A 16427-nucleotide genomic window follows, 5' to 3' on the forward strand; every position below is an offset into this window, starting at 1 on the left:
AGCCATGGGCAATCCCGCGGAACCACGGCCTCCATACGCGCATCCGGCCGATGCCGCGCATCCGGCCGGCGCGGACCAGCGCCAGCCCGAGACCGTGCTGCAGCGGCTGCAACACGAACTGGCGCACCCGCCGTTCCACGCCCTGCTCAAGCCCGAGGCCGTGTCGGCGGACGCCGACACCGGCGTCGTGGTGATCCGCCTGCCGTACAGCCCCGCCCTGCGCCGCGCGGCGGGATCGGACAACATCCACGGCGGCGTCATCGCCGCGCTGATCGACATGGCCGCGCACGCGGCCGTGGCGGTGCAGATCAGCCGCATGGCGCCCACGGTGGATCTGCGCATCGACTACCTGAAGCCCGCTCCCGGCGCCGACCTGTACGCCACCGCCAAGGTCCTGCGCCTGGGCCGCGCCATCGCGCGCGCCGACGTAGAGATCGCCCATGCGCCCGGCGCCGCGCCTTGCGCCGTGGGCCGCGGCACCTTCAGCACCCTGGAACCGCGCGGCGGCGCGTAGGCACGCGGCGCACGCCCATCACCATAGGACCCGCACCATGCAGGCAGCTATCCTCAGGGAACACGGCGCGATCGAGCAATTGCGCATGGAAACCGTCGCCGATCCCGTCCCGGCCACCGGCCAGGTCGTCGTCGATATCCAGGCCATCGCGGCGAACTTTGTCGATACCCTGGTCGTGGCCGGCAAATACCAGTTCCTGCCGGAAAGGCCGTTTTCCCCCGGCAAGCTGCCCACCGGCATTGTCAGCGCCATCGGCCCCGGCGTTACCGGACTGCGCTCCGGCGATCGCGTGCTGACCTTGGCCGAGCACGGCGGCTATGCCGAGAAAATCGCCGTGCCGGCGACCAGTTGCTTCCGCCTGCCCGACAGCCTGTCCTTCGTCGACGCCGCCGCCATGTCGTTGGGCTTCGACACCGCCTGGTTCGCGCTATGCGAACGCGGCCGCGCCAAGCCCGGCGACACCGCGCTGATCCTGGGCGCCACCGGCGCCGTCGGCATGGCCGCGGTGCAGCTGGCCAAGGCCTATGGCGTGCGCGTCCTGGCCGCCGTCAGCCATCCCGGCAAAGCCGCTACCGTGCTGCGCGCGGGCGCCGATGCGGTGATCGACCTGTCGGTACCGGATCTGCGCGAAGGCCTGCGCGCCCAGGTCCATGCCGCGACCGGCGGCGCAGGCGCGGACATCGTGCTGGACCCGCTGGGGGGCGATATCTTCGACGCCGCCATCCGCGCGGTGGCATGGCGCGGTCGCTACGTGGTCATCGGCTTCGCCGCGGGCCGCATACCGACGCTGAAGGTCAACTACGTCATGCTGAAGAACATGGAAGTCAGCGGCGTGCAGGTCAGCGACTACCGCAAGAAAGCGCCCGACGAAATGCGCCACTGCATCCAGGAGATCTTCCGCCTGTACGAAGCCGGCCAGCTGACCGCGCCGCGCGCGACCGTGATGCCGCTGGATCAGGTTCAGGACGCATTGCGCCAACTGGAGGCGCGCACCGCGCAGGGCCGGCTGGTGCTGGTGCCCGCGACCGCGGCGCATTGACCCGGCGCCGCCGGGTCACGCCGCCACCGCGACGCGATCCTTTACGTGGCGGACATCGATCCCGGGAGCAACGCGCGGGCGCCGGGCGACTAGGCCAAATGCGGGACCGCAAGAGCGGGGCCGCACGCGAAATCATACGGAAGGCGCATATCACGACCGGCGACTAGTGGCGTAGATTTCGGCTTACGCGCCCCGCCGGCGCGACTCCCGGGAGGCCGCATGGATGTGCAGCCACAGCTCGATTATCGACAGGCTTTCATGCTGGCGCCGACCGGCCTGTGCGTCGCACGCTGGCGCATCATCCAGCAGGCCAACGCCCGGCTGGAGTCCATCTTTCGCTACCCTCCCGGCAGTCTGAACGAGACCGGCTTCGATGCGCTGTATCCGGCGCGGCGCGATGCGGCGCGGGCCGCCGACGGCGCGGGGACGGCGATGAACGCCCATGGCATATATGCCTGCGAACGCATCATGAAGCGCCTGGACGGCGATCTGTTCTGGTGCCGCCTGGTCGGCAGGTCGCTGACGCCGGCGGACCCTTTGGCGCTTTGCATCTGGACCTTCGAAGACTTGAGCAACCGGCACCCGATAACGCCGGACCTCAGCGACCGCGAGCGGGAAATCGCCCTGCTCATCGCCGAAGGCAAGACCAGCAAGATGGTGGCGCGGCATCTCAACCTGAGTCCCCGCACCGTGGAGATGTACCGATCCCGGTTGATGGCGAAATTCGCCGCGTCGACGTTCTCGGGCCTGGCCGGCAAGCTTATGCGGCCGAGCGAGGATTGATCGCCCTGCGCCGGCCACGCCGCCGATCCCCGCCGTGTCGGCTATGCCGGCAGGGCGACGACCACGTTCCCCACCACGCGCCCCGACTCCACCGCTTCATGCGCGCCCACGATATCGTCCAGGCTGAACGCCGGCGCCACCAGATGCGCAAGCTCGCCGCGCCGCAGCAGGTCGTCCAAGGCATCGACGGTTTCGCGCCGTACCCGCGCCAGCAGGTCGTAGACGAGATAAAAGTGCAAGCTCAGGGACCGCGGCAGGCATGCCGCGAAGTTCAGCGGAATATCGCCGCGCTGATTGGATCCGTACACCGCGATCACGCCATGCGCGGCGACCGCCCCCGCGGGTATCAGCGCCGCCGTCGTGGAAAAATCCATATCGATGACGGCATCGACGCCGCGCCCGGCCGTCATCTCCAGCAACCGGTCCGCCACGGATTCCTGCTTGTACAGGATGTTGTCCGTCACGCCCACCCGCTGCAGCAGGCTGGCCTTCTCCGCCGAGCCGACCGTCGTGATCACGCGCGCGCCACGCAGATGGGCCATCTGCGCGGCGTAATAGCCGACGCCTGAAGCACCGCCGGTCACCAGCACCGTCTTCCCCGCCAGGTCGCCCAGCAGCATGACCCCGCGCATCGCGGTCAGTCCGGGAATGCCCATGCAAGCGCCGGCCTCGAAGCTGACGCCGTCCGGCAGCGGTACCGCCTGGTCCGCCGGCAAGGCGATGTACTCGGCGGCGGTACCCATCGGCCGCTGCCATTGGCCATTCCAGACCCATACGCGTTCGCCGACACGGCTTGCCGCCACGCCGCTGCCCACGCGATCGATCACGCCGGCGCCGTCGCTATGCGGCACCACATAGCCCTGCGTCACCGGCCGGCCGCCGGCGCGGGATTTCACGTCCGAAGGATTCACCCCCGAAACGGCCAGCTTCACGCGCACTTCTCCCGGCCCGGGTTCCGGCGTCGGAAGATCGGTCACTTGCAGAACGTCCCGCGCCGGTCCGTTCCTGGAATACAGGGCTGCGCGCATGGTGGTCTCCGAAAAGCGAAAGCCGACAAGGAGTCCTATTGTGCCCGCACGAAGCGGTTCGTCAACGTACCGAGCCCGGTGATGGATACGTCGACCACATCGCCGTCGCGCAGATCGGGCGAGTGCCCGTCCGTGCCCATCCACAGGATGTCGCCGGGATACAAGGTCAGATAGCGGCTCATCGCGCTGATGAAACGGTCGATGCCGAACAGCATATCGTTGGTCCGGAACCGCGTGCTTTCCTCGCCATTCAGCCGCACCACGGTTTCCATCGCATCGACATCCGCCTGGGTCTCTATCCACGGCCCCATCGGCTTGAAGGTATCGCTGTTCTTGGCGCGCCAGAAGGTGCGATCGGATCCTTGCCAGACCCGTTCGCTGACGTCATTGCCGATGGTGTAGCCCAGCACGCAGCCGCGCGCTTCGGACTCGCTGACGTTGCGCGTCTTCTTGCCGATCACCACCACCAGCTCGCCTTCGTAATGCACCTTGGTGGCGTCGGCCGGCATGATCACGTCCTGTCCATGCGCCAGCAGGGCATTGTTGGCGCGATAGCCCACGTCCGGCTGCGTGGGGATCTTCAGGCCCTCCGTGCCGATGTGGGTTACGTAGTTCAGGCCCACGCAATAGAAGGTAGGCGGCACCACGGGCACTTCCAGGCGCACGTCTTCCAGGCGCGCCGTCTCGCCGGTCTTCTCGTGTCCGTGGAAGGGATCGCCGCGCACGGCGGTGATGTTGTCGCCTTCCAGAATGCCGTAGCCCGTGCGCCCGGCCTGCGTATAGCGTATCCATTTCATCGCCTGTTCCTTGTGATCGTCTATGCCTGCATGGCGAAGCTGGGGTCGTCATTGCGCATGCGGGCGATCAGCCACGCGCCGTCGACGCGGGCCAGTTCGATATGGGTCGTGCGGATGTTCTCGATGCCGGACAGCGGCGCGGGACCTTGTAGCGGGCGGCCGGCATCGTGCCGCACCACCAGCATATAGCCGCGCATGACGCACCGGCGCTCGTCCGCCTGGTCGGCGTACAGATTGCTGATCAAATGATGGATGCGCATCGTGGGCGACCGTGCCGACAGGGCCTGCAGCACGGCATCGCGGCCGTTCAGGATCTTGCCCTGGCGATGCCATACGCCGTCCGGCGTCATGCGGCCCACCAGGCTGTCGTAGGCATTGTCGTCCAGGTCGCGGAAGAAACCCATGACCTGATTGCGGCACAGGCTGATCGTGTCGTTCATTCCAGCTCCTTTGCATAACGATACGCGGCGGACGGCGCCGGCCGCGGCTCTTCCGCCCATGCGCGGGCGGACACCGACCGGGACGCGGCCACCCGTTCCGGCAGGCACAGGACATCGCTCGATATATCCGCCAGCGTGGGCGTGCCGCACAACTGCATGGTGCGCGCCAGTTCATCGGCCAGGATGGACAGCGCCCGCTGCACGCCGTCGTGGCCGCCGGCCAGCACGCCATACAGCGTCGCGCGTCCCGTCAGAACGCCCGCGGCGCCCAGCGCCAGGGCCTTGTAGACATCGCTGCCGCGTCGCACGCCGCCGTCCAGCAGCACCGGCACACGGCCGCGCGCCGCCGCCACGATGGCGGGCAGGGCGTCCAGCGTGGCGATGCCGGTATCCAGCTGGCGTCCGCCATGATTCGAAACCACCAATGCATCCGCGCCCAGCGCGACGATGGCTTCGACGTCGGCGGGATGCACGACGCCCTTCACGATGAGCTTGCGCGGCCAGCGGTCGCGGATGCGCGCCAGCGCCGCCAGGTCGAAGGCAGGATCGTAATTGCGGCCCGCCACCGACTGCATGGCCTTGCGATTGCTTTCGACCTTGTTCATGCCGACCAGGCTGGGCATGACGGGCGGCCGGCGTATCAGCATGTCCAGCGACCATGCCGGACGACGCGCGAACTGCCAGAAATTGCGCGGCGTGATCTTCATCGGAAAGCCCAGTCCGTTGGCCAGATCGCGCTCGCGCTTGCCGCCCACGGGCAAATCGACGGTGATCACCAATCCTTCATAGTCCGCCGCCAGCGCGCGGCCGATGAGCTCGTCCAGCCGGGTCTTGTCCCGCAGGATGTAGGCCTGGAACCAGAGCCGGCCCGGCGCCTGGTCGGCGATTTCCTCGATCGACGCTGTCGCTGAAGTGGATAGCGCATAAGGCAGCTCCAGGCGCGCCGCGGCGCGCGCCAGCGCAACGTCGCCGCCGCGCCAACCGAAGCCTACCGCGCCGGTGGGCCCTATGGCCAAGGGCAGCCGCGCGGCGCGGCCCAGCAGCGTCGCGGTCAGGTCCACACGCGACACGTCGCGCAGCACGCGCGGCAGCAGGCGGATGCGCCGGAACGCATCCACGTTGTCGCGCAGGGTGATCTCGTCTTCCGCGCCGCCTTCGAAGAAGTCGAAGACAGGCGCCGGCAGCCGCGCACGCGCGGCCGCCCGCAAGCGGTCGATGGAATAGCAATCGTCCAGGGCGACTCTGCTCATTCCCGGCGGCAAAAGGCGCATGCTCAATTGCCCGAATCGTCCGCGGTAACGTTGCCCTTCTTGATGACGTCGGCCCAACGCGCCTTGTCCTCGATCAGGAACTGGCGGAAGTGCGCCGGACTGTCGGCCACCACCACCGCGCCCAGCTGTGCCAGCTGCTCGCGCACGGCGGGCTTCGCCAGCGCATCCACCGCGGCCTTGTTCAGCTTGTCGACGATGGCCTTGGGCGTGCCGGCCGGCGCCAGCATGCCGACCCAGGGCGCGCCCTGTTCGAAGCCCTTGTAGCCCAGGCTGTCCATGGTGGGCACGCCGGGAAAGTCCTTCTCCGGCTTATCCGTGCCGACCGCCAGCACGCGCAGCTGCTTGGCGGCCACATAGTTGGCGATGCCCACGCTGGGGTAGAACATGAAGCTGATGCGTCCCGCCACCATCTCCTGCAGGGCCGGCCCGTTGCCCTTGAAGGGCACGTGGACCATCTTGATGCCGGCTTCCGTCGCCAGCATCTCCGCGGCCAGGTGCGCCGAACCGCCCACGCCCGAGGAGCCAAAGGTCAGCTTGCCGGGATGCGCCTTGGCATCGGCGATCAGGCTGGGCAGATCCTTGTAGGGCGAGTTGTAGTGGGTGACCAGCAACATCGGATTGTTGGCGAAGTTGGTGATGGGCTCGAAAGCCTTCACCGGATCGTAGTCATAGCGCTTGGGATACAGTAGCGGGTTCACGTTCAACGTCAGTGAAGTAACCAGCAGTTTGTAGCCGTCGGGCGGCGAACGCATCACGTCGGTCGCGGCGATGGACGCGCTGGCGCCCGGTTTGTTCTCCACCACGACAGAGGCACCCAGGCTTTCCGTCATCTCCTTCGCCATGACCCGCGCAATCACGTCGGTGGGACCGCCGGCGGCGTAGCCCACCACCATGCGTATCGGCCGCGACGGATAGTCGTCGGCGCGCGCGGGCGCAGGCATCGCGGCGATCACGCCGAGCGCGGCGATCGCCATCGCCGGCAACACGGCAATCGCCCCCTTTGCCAGTGCCCGGCCGGCCAGGTCTCGTAGCTTCATGTCTGTCTCCTCATTGCAGGCGGCATAGGCCGCTCATAGTGCGTCGCTCGTTCTCGCGAGCGCGTTGTCATCCCTGCGCGGCAAAGGCCTCGGGGAAGTATTTGTCCGCCATGACCTGGCAGCGCTTGATCAGGCGCGGCTCGTCGGGCCGATAGTCGGCCACCGCGTTATGGATGGTGCCCATGTTGTCCCACATCAGCACATCGCCTTCGGTCCAGTTATGGCGATAGCGGTACTTTTCCTGCAGCTGATGCCGGAACAGAAAGTCCAGCACCTCGGCGCTGCGCGCCTCCGTCATCTCGTTGATGCGCATGGAATAGCCGGGATTCGCATACAGCACCTTGCGGCCGGTGATAGGGTGCGTCAGGAATACGGGATGAGAAACGGGCGGCTTGCGGCGGCGCTGTTCCTCCGTCAGCGGCGGGCGCGTGCTGCCTTTCTCGCGCCGCATCATCTCCCAGAACTTGTTGAAGTCGTGGGTAATGGTCATGCCGTCCAATTCATCCTTCAAAGCCCGCGGCAAGCCCTCGTAGGCCGCATGCATATTGCAGAACTCCGTGTTGCCCAGCGACTTGCCGTCGCGCACGGGAATGCGTATGCCGTACAGCACGTTGCTGAACGCGATGGTACGGCTGTACGACATGTCCGTGTGCCAGTCCTGGCCGGCGTCGCTCAGCCCTATCGGCTTGCCGTTCTCCACGATGTTGGACAGGATCATGACCTCGGGAATGTCCGGCTCGTGATACAGGTTGGCGACGTTCACTTCCAGCGTGCCGAAGTTCTGCGCGAAGCGCTTCAGCGACGCGGCGTCCAGCTGCTGGCGCGGAAAGCACACCACGCCGTAGCGGCCCAGCGCCTGCTCTATCGAGCGGTAGTCCCGCGGCGACAGGGGTTGCGCCAGATCCATGCCTTCGATGCGCGCGCCCAGCGTGGCGCCGCTTTCCACGATATTCATGTTGTCTCCTACTGTATCTAGAACGCCTGCCGCAGGATCGCGAGCACCTCGCTCGCGGAGGCGACAGGACGGGGGTTCAGCGCCAGCCCGCGTTCCGTCATCACGTGCTCGGCGATGTCCGGCAGCGCCTCTTCCGGGACGCCCACATCGCGCAGGCGGCGCGGCAAGCGCAGCGCATCGGCGGTCTGTTCCAGCCAGCTCGACAGGCTGTCGTAGCGGCGCGCCGCGTCGCCGCCTGCCTGCCGCGCCACGCGTCGATTCACGCATTCGAGCGCGTCCGCCAGCAAAGGTGCCGCCGCCGCTTCGTTGAAGCGCACGGCATGCGGCAGAATGACCGTGTTCACCAGCCCGTGCGGCAGATCCAGCCGCGCGCCGACGACGTGGCAGATGGCGTGATGCAGGCAGCTGCGCGCCATCGCCAGCGCCATGCCGGATACGTGCGCGGCGGCCAGGATCAGGCGGCGTTGCGTCGCCTCTTCAGGCAAGGGTGGTCCCAGCGCCTGGCTGAACAGCGCCAGGCCCTGCATTGCCATGCCGTCCGACACGATGGACCGGCCTTTCGAATACAGGCTTTCCAGGCAATGCGCGATGCCGTTCATCGCCGTGTAGCGCATCGTGGCCAGCGGCACGTCCTGGCTCAGCAAGGGATCGATCAGGATGGCCGCGGCCGACACCTGGCGATTCCAGAACATGCGTTTGTCGCGCTCGCCATCCCGCACGCCGAAAGAAGAAGTGGTCTCCGCCCCGGATGCCGTGGTGGGAACCGCGATGATGGGCAACTTGGGCTTGATCCGGCGCGGAATCTCCACGGTCGCCGGCGGGCGGAACACGGTAACGTGATCTGCCAGGCAGCCGCCTTCGGCCAGCAACAAGGCCAGGGCCTTGGCCGTATCGGCCACGCTGCCGCCGCCGACCGCGATAAGGCAATCGGGGCGGAAAGCGGCCACTTCCGGCGCCATTGTTTCTATTAAACTGACACTGGAATGCGGCGGGATGCCGGCGCGCTGCAGCACCGCCATGCCGTCCAGGGAGCGCAGCAAGGCCGCATGGCGCGGCGCGCTCGCGATCCTGTCCTGGGTCAGGATCACCGGCCGTTGCAATCCCCGCGCGCGCAGCTCGTCTCCCACGGCATTCGCCACACCGTCGCCGAAGCGCACATGCGTGCCGAACAGGTGGTAATCGAAGTCGCCAGGAATCATGCCGGTGCGCGCCGATGCGGTACGGTTCACAAAAAAGATGGCCCAGTGTAGTGAGCACCCCGGCGCCGCAGAAGGCCCACGCCACGAAATCATTTTTTCCAAAACGGAAACAGTCGATGGACCTGATCGAATGCATGGAAGTCTTCCAGGAAGTCGGCAAGAGCCTCAGCTTTTCGAAGGCCGCCGAAAGCATGGCGTCCAGCCGTTCGTCGATAACCAAGAAGATCGCCTGGCTGGAAGGCTATTTCGGCGTGCAGCTGTTCAACCGCAATACCAAACACGTCAGCCTGACGGAAAGCGGCCGCCTGCTGCTGGAAAACGCCGATACCCTGGCGCTGGCGACACGCAACCTGAAGGAGCTGGTGCAGGGCCCGGTGCGCACGCCCAGCGGCCGGATCCGGCTGGGCACGCCACCGTCGTTCGGCGCGGTGCACCTGGCCCCCGCCATCGATGAATTCCTGCGCCGCCATCCCGCGATCAAGATATCGCTGCTGTTGGACGACGGCCGCAGCGACCTGATCGCGGAAAACATGGACCTGTCCGTGCGCATCGCCCCGCGCTTGAAGGACACCAACCAGATCGCCTACCTGATCACCGTCGTGCCGCAGGTCATCGTCGCCACGCGCGCCTATCTGCAGGCCCACGGCACGCCGGCCACGCCCAAGGACCTGGAGAACCACAACTGCCTGGTGCACAGCCTGAAGGCGCCGACGAATATGTGGACATTCACCGACGCGCGCAACAACACGCAGGTGGTGCATGTGTCGGGTACGTTCAATTCCAACCTGGGCGAGTCCATCATGCATCTGGCCAAACTGGGCCACGGGATTTCCATGCACCCGCGCTATATGGTGGAAAGCGCCTTACGCGCCGGCACCCTGCAGGTCGTCATGCCGGAATACCGTCCGGAAGGGCTGGACATCTATGCCATCGTGCAGAGCAAGCGACATCTGCCCTACAAAGTGCGGCTGTTCGTCGAACACTTGCGACGCTGGTTCAAGGACGCGGAGTGGAAGCAGTAAGAGCAGCCGCTGCGTAATCTATTCCAACACGATGCAACGGGACGGCGGCGTGCATTCATACCGCCCGAGGCCGCGCCACGCATATCCGGCCCGCGGGGCGTAACCGTCGACTGACGGCGCGGGGGCGCGAATGCTAGCGTTCGGCGATCGGGCCACCCAAGGAGGAAACATGAACGCACCGCCAATCCGCGCGTCGGCATCGCCGTTGCACAACTGGAACCTGGGCGAGTCCATACGCAGCATCCAATACGACGAGCAAGCGGACTGCCTGTACGCGCTTGGCGGGACCAGCCTGTACCGAAAGGACGCTCACGAACAGGACTTTCGCAAGGTACGGACCATTGCCGCGCCGGGCCGCAACCAGCAGCGCGCGTGCTATTCGTTCTGCAGCCATGGGGATATCGTATGCGTGACCTTGATAGGGCTGGACGCCGCCATCGTCAATGCCGCATGGATAGGCGACATCAATGCCACTGCCGGCGGGCACATCGAGACGCACTTCAGCGGACTGATGACGATGTTCGCGCAATCCGAGCACAACGCCTGCTTCGATGAACACGGCACGCTGTACGTGGCCAGCCCGGCCACCGTGTTGTACAGCACCGACCTGGGCAGGACGTGGCGGCCGCACGGCTACATCAACCAGGAATTGGCCTTCGCCCAATCCGCCTTCGGTGTGAAGGTGCAGAGCATCAAGGTCAATTATCCCGGCCGGACCGCCGCCTTCGTCGGCACGACTTCGGGCGCGCTCTGTCTCTACGAAGGCGACGACAGCTTCGATACCATCGCCTATGTCGATGCCACGGTGCAAAGCACGGTGAACTATTCGTATGACACCAAAGGCGATTATCTGGTCAGCTGGCTCTACGACCCCACGGCGCAGCCGCAGACCCTGTACACCGTCAACATGCGGATGTTCCAGGCCAAGAATGACGACCCGGAATTCAAGCTCGGCCCGGGGCCGCGGGTGAATGCGCCGCAGTACGCGATAGACCCCCGCGTGACGGCATTGGCGGTGTCATCGACGACGAGCTACACCGGGCCGAATTTTTATCTGGCCGTGCCGGCGCCCGCCGGTATGGTGTCATCGGACGGCCCGGCGGGCACGGACCTGCGACAGGTATTGTTCTTCATCGGCCAGGCGAACCAGGACCCGGGTATCGAAACGGGCGACGGGTTTCCCGCATATATCGCGCCCTTGGCGCTGAACTGCATGCACCAGCACCAGGAACGGCTCTATATCGGTACCGGTACGGGCATCCTGGAGTATCTGGAAAGCGACATCATGCCCGCGACGCCGGCGTCGTGATGTTCATGCGCGCCGCAGGGAAGATAGGGTGGGCGCTTCGCCGGCCGCCGGGTCGCCGGCCGCCGGATCGCCGGCCGCCACGTCCGTCATCAGCCTTTCCACCAGGGTGCGCGCGAATGGCGGCAGCTCGGCCAGCGCGCGCACGCAGATCTTCAGCTTGCGCTCCGCCCAGGGATCGTTCAAGGGAATGATGGCGATGGCCATGGACCGCGCATGGCGTCGCGCCACCGATTGCGGCACCACGCCTATGCCCACGCCGGCCTCTATCATGCGGCACGCCGCCTCGAAGTTGCCCACCTGGATGCGCAGCTTGATGCGACCGCCGAGCGCCTGCGCCGCGCTGTCGATGAACATATGGATCGCGCTGGACGTAGGCAGGCTGACGTAGTTGTCGCGCAGCGTGCGCGCGAAATCGACCGAGTCCTCGCGCGCCAGCGGATGCTGCATGGCCGTCACCAGCACCAGGCGATCGTCGCGATAGGGCAGCATCTCCAGCGGCCCTCCATGCACATTGCCCGCGACTATGCCGATATCCGTCGCCCCGTCGGCCACGCCCTTGACGATCTCGACGCTGAGCACCTCCTTGAGATCGACATTCACATCGGGATAATCGCGCAGGAAAGTGCTGAGCGCGCCGGGCAGGAACTCGCTGATGGCGGTGGTGTTGGCCCAGATGCGGACGTGCCCCTTGATCCCTTCCCCGTACTCCTGCATATCGCCGGCAAGATGCTGGACGCGCTCCAGCACCAGGCGGGCGTGATGTACGAAGGATTGTCCCGCCGGCGTCGGGGTCATGCCCTGGCTGCTGCGATACAGCAGCGGAAATCCCAGGTCGCGCTCCAGGTTGCGGATGCGCGCGCTGGCCGCGGGCGCCGACAGATGCAATCGTTCGGCCGCGCGCGCCAGGTTATGGGTATCGGCAAGATGTACGAGTAGACGCAGGTCGACGAAATCGAAATGCATATCCGCGCGGCCGGGCAGTGTGAATATCCCCATGGTAACCGAGCGGTTTGCCGCGCGTGGCGGAGTCCGGGTCCGGTCCATGGACAGGCGCCACGCGCCCTGCCTGGCCGGCCGGACCCGCTGCCGGCCTCACGCGGTCTGCATGGCGGCGAAGACGCTGCCGACGACAGGCTGTTCCGCGATCCGCCACGCCCGCTCCAGTATCGCGCGCGCTTCGTCCACGCCGACTGCCGGGGAGCCGGCCGCGGCGCCGGCCGCACCCGGGAACATCGCCAGCCGGATGAACTTCGCGGAAATCTCTTCCCGCGATAGGGTATTGCCCGGATCGCCCTTGGGCTCGTCGACCCGTCCATGCAGCTCGCGTCCATCCGCCGTTTCGACGGTGACTTTCCCTATCCAGCGCGCCGGGTAGGCACGATCCACTTCCGCGTCCAGCTCCATCCGCACCCTGTCGCGGAAAGCGGCGATTTCCGTGGCGTCGTAGTCTTCTTCGAACTCCGTCACGCCCGCATAGCCACGGTGCGCCACGATGCCCAGCACGGTGCCCATATTGAACTTGGCCTGATGCACCGTGCGCGGGATGACGACATTGCCAAGCACATCGAGCGCGCCTTGATGAACGCGCGCGGTAACACGACCGATGTCGGCCGGCCGCAGTCCGTGTTCGGCGATGACCGCCAGTAAGGCATCGGCGGCCGGATGGGTGTGGCGGCAGGCCGCGTGGTACTTGAAGGATGTCTCCATGGTGGCCCAGCGCTGTCCCAGGCGGTCCAGCAGGCGCGCGGGGTCGGCGTCGCTGGACATGCCGGCGGCCATGCCCTGCGCGCCTTCCAGGATGCGGGCGGCGCCACGAAAGCCATCGGCCGCCAGCCGCGCCGCCATCAGGCCATTGGCGGCCGCCATCGCGGTGTGCAACTGCTTGGAATCCGCCGCGTCGCGCAGGAACTCCCACAAGCCGCTGGCCTGCGTGCCGGCCGATCCGAAGGCATGCACCATGCGTTCGGCATCCAGGCCGAGCATGCGGCCCGCCGCGGCGGCCGCCGCCAGCGTCCCTACGGTGCCCGTGGTGTGGAACACTTTGTAGTGGCTGCGGCCCATGTATTCGCCGACGCGGATGCCCACCTCATAGCCCGCCACGGCCGCGGTGATCAGGTCGGCGCCGGAGGCGCCGAGCTCCTGCGCCAGTGCCAGCACCACCGGGAACACCACTGTCGCCGGGTGCAGCACGGACCCGTTGTGCACGTCGTCCTGCTCGACGAAGTGCGACGCGGCGCCGTTCATCATCGCGGCGAAGTACGACGACGCCCGGCCGCGATCGATCACCACTTCCGCCGGTCCCTCGCGGCCGCCGGCCGCCCGCGCGAACCGCGCGATGATCTCCACCGGCCGCGCGCCCTTGCCGGCGAGCGCGGAGCCCAGCCAATCCACATACAGGTTCACGGCGCGTTCGGCGACCTCCGCCGGAATGGCCTCGAAGCGCAGCCCCGCCGCGAAAGCGGCCAGGTCGCGCGTGGGATGACTGCTGGCGTCGTGCATATGCATGCGTGTCTCCTGTGTTCGAAAGCGGCTGTCGCGGTCGATACGCCGCGTGGCCGTGGAAGGCGCCGCGTGGCCGCGCGGCAAGGGTGCGCGCGCGTGAACATGGCTGGCCGGTGCGACGGCGCCGTCACGGCGCCTGCCCCTGCGGCCGCGCCACCACCTTTTCAAACGACCCTGGCGGCGCGCAAGCGCGCGATGGCCGCCGCGTCGTAGCCCAGCTCGTTCAAGATCGCATCGGTGTGCTGGCCCAGCGCCGGCACGGCGTCCATGCGCGCGGGCATGCCCGGCGGCAGCAATGCGTCTATGGCCCCGCCCGGGGCCTCCACCTGGCGCCAGCGATCACGCGCCCGCAACTGCGGATGCGCCCACACATCGTGCATGGTGTTCATCCTGGCATTCGCGATGCCGGCCGCGTCCAGCCGTTCCACCACCTGTTCCGCCGTCAATTCACCGAAAGCGGCCACGATCAGCGCGCGCAAGGCATCGCGCGCGGCCGAACGGGCGGAATTGGTGGCGAAGCGCGTGTCGTCCGCCAGCAATGGCTGCCGCAACACCTCGTCGCAGAACACCTTCCATTCCCGTTCATTCTGCAGCCCCAGCATGACGGCCTTGCCGTCGCCCGTGGGAAAGGGCCCATAGGGATAGATGGTCGCATGCGACGCACCGGCGCGCGGCGGCGCGGGCTGCCCGTCCATGGCGTAGTACAGGGGATATCCCATCCACTCCACCATGCTCTCCAGCATGGACACATCGATGCGGCAACCCCGCCCGGTGCGACCGCGCAGCAGGAGCGCGTTCAGGATGTTGCTGTAGGCGTACATGCCGGCCGCAATATCGGCAATGGAGCATCCCGCCTTGGCCGGCTCATCAGGCGTACCGGTCACGGACAGAAAGCCCGATTCGCTTTGTATCAACAGATCGTAGGCCTTGCGATCGCGATAGGGTCCGTCCGCGCCATAGCCCGATATATCGCAGACGATCAGGCGCGGGTGGCTTTGCGACAAGGCCGCGTAGCTCATGCCCATGCGCTCCGCCGCGCCCGGCGCGAGGTTCTGCACCAGCACATCCGCGTCCGCCACCAGGGCGCGCAGGATGCGCTGCGCCTCTTCCTGTTTCAAGTCCAGCGTCAGGCTTTCCTTCGAGCGATTGGTCCACACGAAGTGCGAGGCCTGCCCATGCACGCGCTCGTCGTAGCGCCGCGCGAAGTCGCCCACGCCCGGACGTTCGATCTTGATGACGCGCGCGCCCTGGTCGGCCAGCTGGCGCGTGCAGAACGGCGCGGCGATGGCATGCTCGAGCGCGATTACCTTGATGCCATCGAGCGGTCTGATGATCGGTTCCATATGACTGGCGGGAAGGCTAGAAAGACCGCGGCAGACCAAGCACGTGCTCGGCCACGTACGACAGGATCAGGTTGGTCGATATCGGCGCCACCTGGTACAGCCGCGTCTCGCGAAACTTGCGTTCGACGTCGTACTCGCTGGCGAAGCCGAATCCGCCATGGAATTGCAGGCAGGCATTGGCCGCTTCCCAGGAAGCGTCGGCGGCCAGCAGCTTGGCCATATTCGCCTGAGCCCCGCACGGCTCGTGCGCATCGAAACGCCGCGCCGCGTCGAAACGCATCAGGCTGGCCGCCTCGACGTTGATAAAGGCGCGGGCGATCGGAAATTGCACGCCCTGGTTCTGCCCGATGGGCCGGCCGAACACCACCCGCTCCTTGGCATAGGCGCTGACCTTGTCGACGAACCAGTAGCCGTCGCCTATGCATTCCGCCGCGATCAAGGTGCGCTCCGCGTTCAATCCGTCCAGGATGTATTTGAAGCCCTGGCCTTCTTCGCCGATGCGGTTCTCGACGGGGATCTCCAGGTTCTCGAAGAACAGCTCGTTGGTTTCGTGGTTGACCATATTGCGGATGGGCCGCACCGTCAGGCCCTTGCCCACCGCATCGCGCAGGTCGACCAGGAAGATGGACATGCCTTCCGACTTGCGCGCCACGTCGGCCAGCGGCGTCGTGCGCGCCAGCAGGATCATCAGGTCGGAATGCTGCACGCGCGATATCCAGACCTTCTGTCCGTTGACCACATAGCGGTCGCCGCGGCGCTCCGCGGTCGTCTTGATCCTGGTGGTATCGGTACCGGTGGTGGGTTCGGTCACGCCCATCGACTGCAGGCGCAGCTCGCCGCTGGCGATTTTCGGCAGATAGGCGCGCTTCTGCTCGACCGAACCGTGGCGCAGCAGCGTGCCCATGTTGTACATCTGGCCATGGCATACCCCGGCATTGCCGCCGGAGCGGTTGATTTCCTCCATGATGACCGATGCTTCGGTCAGGCCCAGGCCCGAGCCACCGTACTCCTGCGGGATCAGGGCCGCCAGCCAGCCGGCCTTCGTCAGGGCGTCGACGAAGGCCTCCGGATAGCCGCGCGCCTCATCGATTTCACGGAAATACTCTGGCGGGAACTGGGCGCAGAGATCGCGCACCGCTTCGCGTATGTCCTGGAAAGATTCCCGCGGATTCATGGCTGGCATCGATG

Annotated in this window: 16 protein-coding genes; 5 read left to right on the top strand and 11 right to left on the bottom strand. The window is 66.6% G+C overall.

Going from position 1 to position 16427, the window contains the following annotated elements; translation table 11 throughout:
• Positions 1–4: 4 nt before the first annotated feature.
• The 3 genes from ACNA0R_RS00120 (at position 5) to ACNA0R_RS00130 (ending at position 2336) form a co-directional block, all read left to right on the top strand.
• Positions 5–514, top strand: coding sequence for a PaaI family thioesterase (locus ACNA0R_RS00120; RefSeq protein ID WP_415823875.1), 510 nt, complete (start codon positions 5–7; stop codon positions 512–514).
• 37 nt (positions 515–551) lie between these two features.
• Positions 552–1553 carry an NADPH:quinone oxidoreductase family protein gene (locus tag ACNA0R_RS00125; RefSeq protein ID WP_415823876.1) on the top strand — a complete coding sequence of 334 codons (1002 nt, stop codon included), beginning with the start codon at positions 552–554 and terminating at the stop codon, positions 1551–1553.
• A gap of 219 nt (positions 1554–1772) precedes the next feature.
• The gene (locus tag ACNA0R_RS00130) at positions 1773–2336 is read left to right on the top strand and encodes a LuxR C-terminal-related transcriptional regulator (protein WP_415823877.1); all 564 of its coding nucleotides are present in this window, start codon (positions 1773–1775) and stop codon (positions 2334–2336) included.
• Positions 2337–2377: 41 nt separating this feature from the next.
• On the opposite strand, the gene ACNA0R_RS00135 is transcribed toward ACNA0R_RS00130, so the two are convergent.
• The 7 genes from ACNA0R_RS00135 to ACNA0R_RS00165 form a co-directional block, all read right to left on the bottom strand.
• Positions 2378–3364 carry an NADPH:quinone reductase gene (locus ACNA0R_RS00135; protein WP_415823878.1) on the bottom strand — a complete coding sequence of 329 codons (987 nt, stop codon included), beginning with the start codon at positions 3362–3364 and terminating at the stop codon, positions 2378–2380.
• 35 nt (positions 3365–3399) lie between these two features.
• On the bottom strand, positions 3400–4161 hold the full coding sequence (locus tag ACNA0R_RS00140) for a fumarylacetoacetate hydrolase family protein (RefSeq protein ID WP_415823879.1): 762 nt from the start codon (positions 4159–4161) through the stop codon (positions 3400–3402).
• A 20-nt stretch (positions 4162–4181) separates the two neighbouring features.
• Positions 4182–4601: a nuclear transport factor 2 family protein gene (locus ACNA0R_RS00145; protein WP_415823881.1), complete on the bottom strand. Its 420-nt coding sequence runs from the start codon at positions 4599–4601 to the stop codon at positions 4182–4184.
• The gene (locus ACNA0R_RS00150; protein WP_415823882.1) at positions 4598–5851 is read right to left on the bottom strand and encodes an alpha-hydroxy acid oxidase; all 1254 of its coding nucleotides are present in this window, start codon (positions 5849–5851) and stop codon (positions 4598–4600) included. The genes ACNA0R_RS00145 and ACNA0R_RS00150 overlap by 4 nt, the downstream gene beginning before the upstream one ends.
• Before the next feature lie 23 nt (positions 5852–5874).
• Positions 5875–6909 carry a Bug family tripartite tricarboxylate transporter substrate binding protein gene (locus tag ACNA0R_RS00155; protein ID WP_415823883.1) on the bottom strand — a complete coding sequence of 345 codons (1035 nt, stop codon included), beginning with the start codon at positions 6907–6909 and terminating at the stop codon, positions 5875–5877.
• A 67-nt stretch (positions 6910–6976) separates the two neighbouring features.
• Positions 6977–7864, bottom strand: coding sequence for a TauD/TfdA dioxygenase family protein (locus ACNA0R_RS00160; RefSeq protein WP_415823884.1), 888 nt, complete (start codon positions 7862–7864; stop codon positions 6977–6979).
• 17 nt (positions 7865–7881) lie between these two features.
• A complete protein-coding gene (locus ACNA0R_RS00165; protein ID WP_415823885.1) occupies positions 7882–9093 on the bottom strand; it encodes an iron-containing alcohol dehydrogenase family protein in 1212 nt (403 codons plus the stop codon).
• An 86-nt stretch (positions 9094–9179) separates the two neighbouring features.
• On the opposite strand from ACNA0R_RS00165, the gene ACNA0R_RS00170 reads away from it, so the two are divergent.
• Together ACNA0R_RS00170 and ACNA0R_RS00175 are read left to right on the top strand one after the other, a co-directional pair.
• Positions 9180–10085, top strand: coding sequence for a LysR family transcriptional regulator (locus ACNA0R_RS00170; RefSeq protein WP_415823886.1), 906 nt, complete (start codon positions 9180–9182; stop codon positions 10083–10085).
• Between the two features lie 169 nt (positions 10086–10254).
• Positions 10255–11394, top strand: coding sequence for a hypothetical protein (locus ACNA0R_RS00175; RefSeq protein ID WP_415823887.1), 1140 nt, complete (start codon positions 10255–10257; stop codon positions 11392–11394).
• A 3-nt stretch (positions 11395–11397) separates the two neighbouring features.
• Here ACNA0R_RS00175 and ACNA0R_RS00180 read toward each other — a convergent pair whose 3' ends face one another.
• From ACNA0R_RS00180 to ACNA0R_RS00195, 4 genes are all read right to left on the bottom strand, one after another.
• Positions 11398–12357 (bottom strand): LysR family transcriptional regulator, encoded by a 960-nt coding sequence (locus ACNA0R_RS00180; RefSeq protein ID WP_415824442.1) that lies wholly within the window; start codon positions 12355–12357, stop codon positions 11398–11400.
• 129 nt (positions 12358–12486) lie between these two features.
• Positions 12487–13893 carry an MmgE/PrpD family protein gene (locus ACNA0R_RS00185; protein ID WP_415824443.1) on the bottom strand — a complete coding sequence of 469 codons (1407 nt, stop codon included), beginning with the start codon at positions 13891–13893 and terminating at the stop codon, positions 12487–12489.
• Between the two features lie 167 nt (positions 13894–14060).
• The gene (locus tag ACNA0R_RS00190; RefSeq protein ID WP_415824444.1) at positions 14061–15227 is read right to left on the bottom strand and encodes a CaiB/BaiF CoA transferase family protein; all 1167 of its coding nucleotides are present in this window, start codon (positions 15225–15227) and stop codon (positions 14061–14063) included.
• A 28-nt stretch (positions 15228–15255) separates the two neighbouring features.
• Positions 15256–16413 carry an acyl-CoA dehydrogenase family protein gene (locus tag ACNA0R_RS00195; protein ID WP_415823888.1) on the bottom strand — a complete coding sequence of 386 codons (1158 nt, stop codon included), beginning with the start codon at positions 16411–16413 and terminating at the stop codon, positions 15256–15258.
• Positions 16414–16427 lie beyond the last annotated feature (14 nt).

Origin of the sequence: Bordetella sputigena, assembly GCF_965137885.1 — a bacterium.
GTDB classification, from domain to species: Bacteria; Pseudomonadota; Gammaproteobacteria; order Burkholderiales; family Burkholderiaceae_B; genus Bordetella_C; species Bordetella_C sputigena.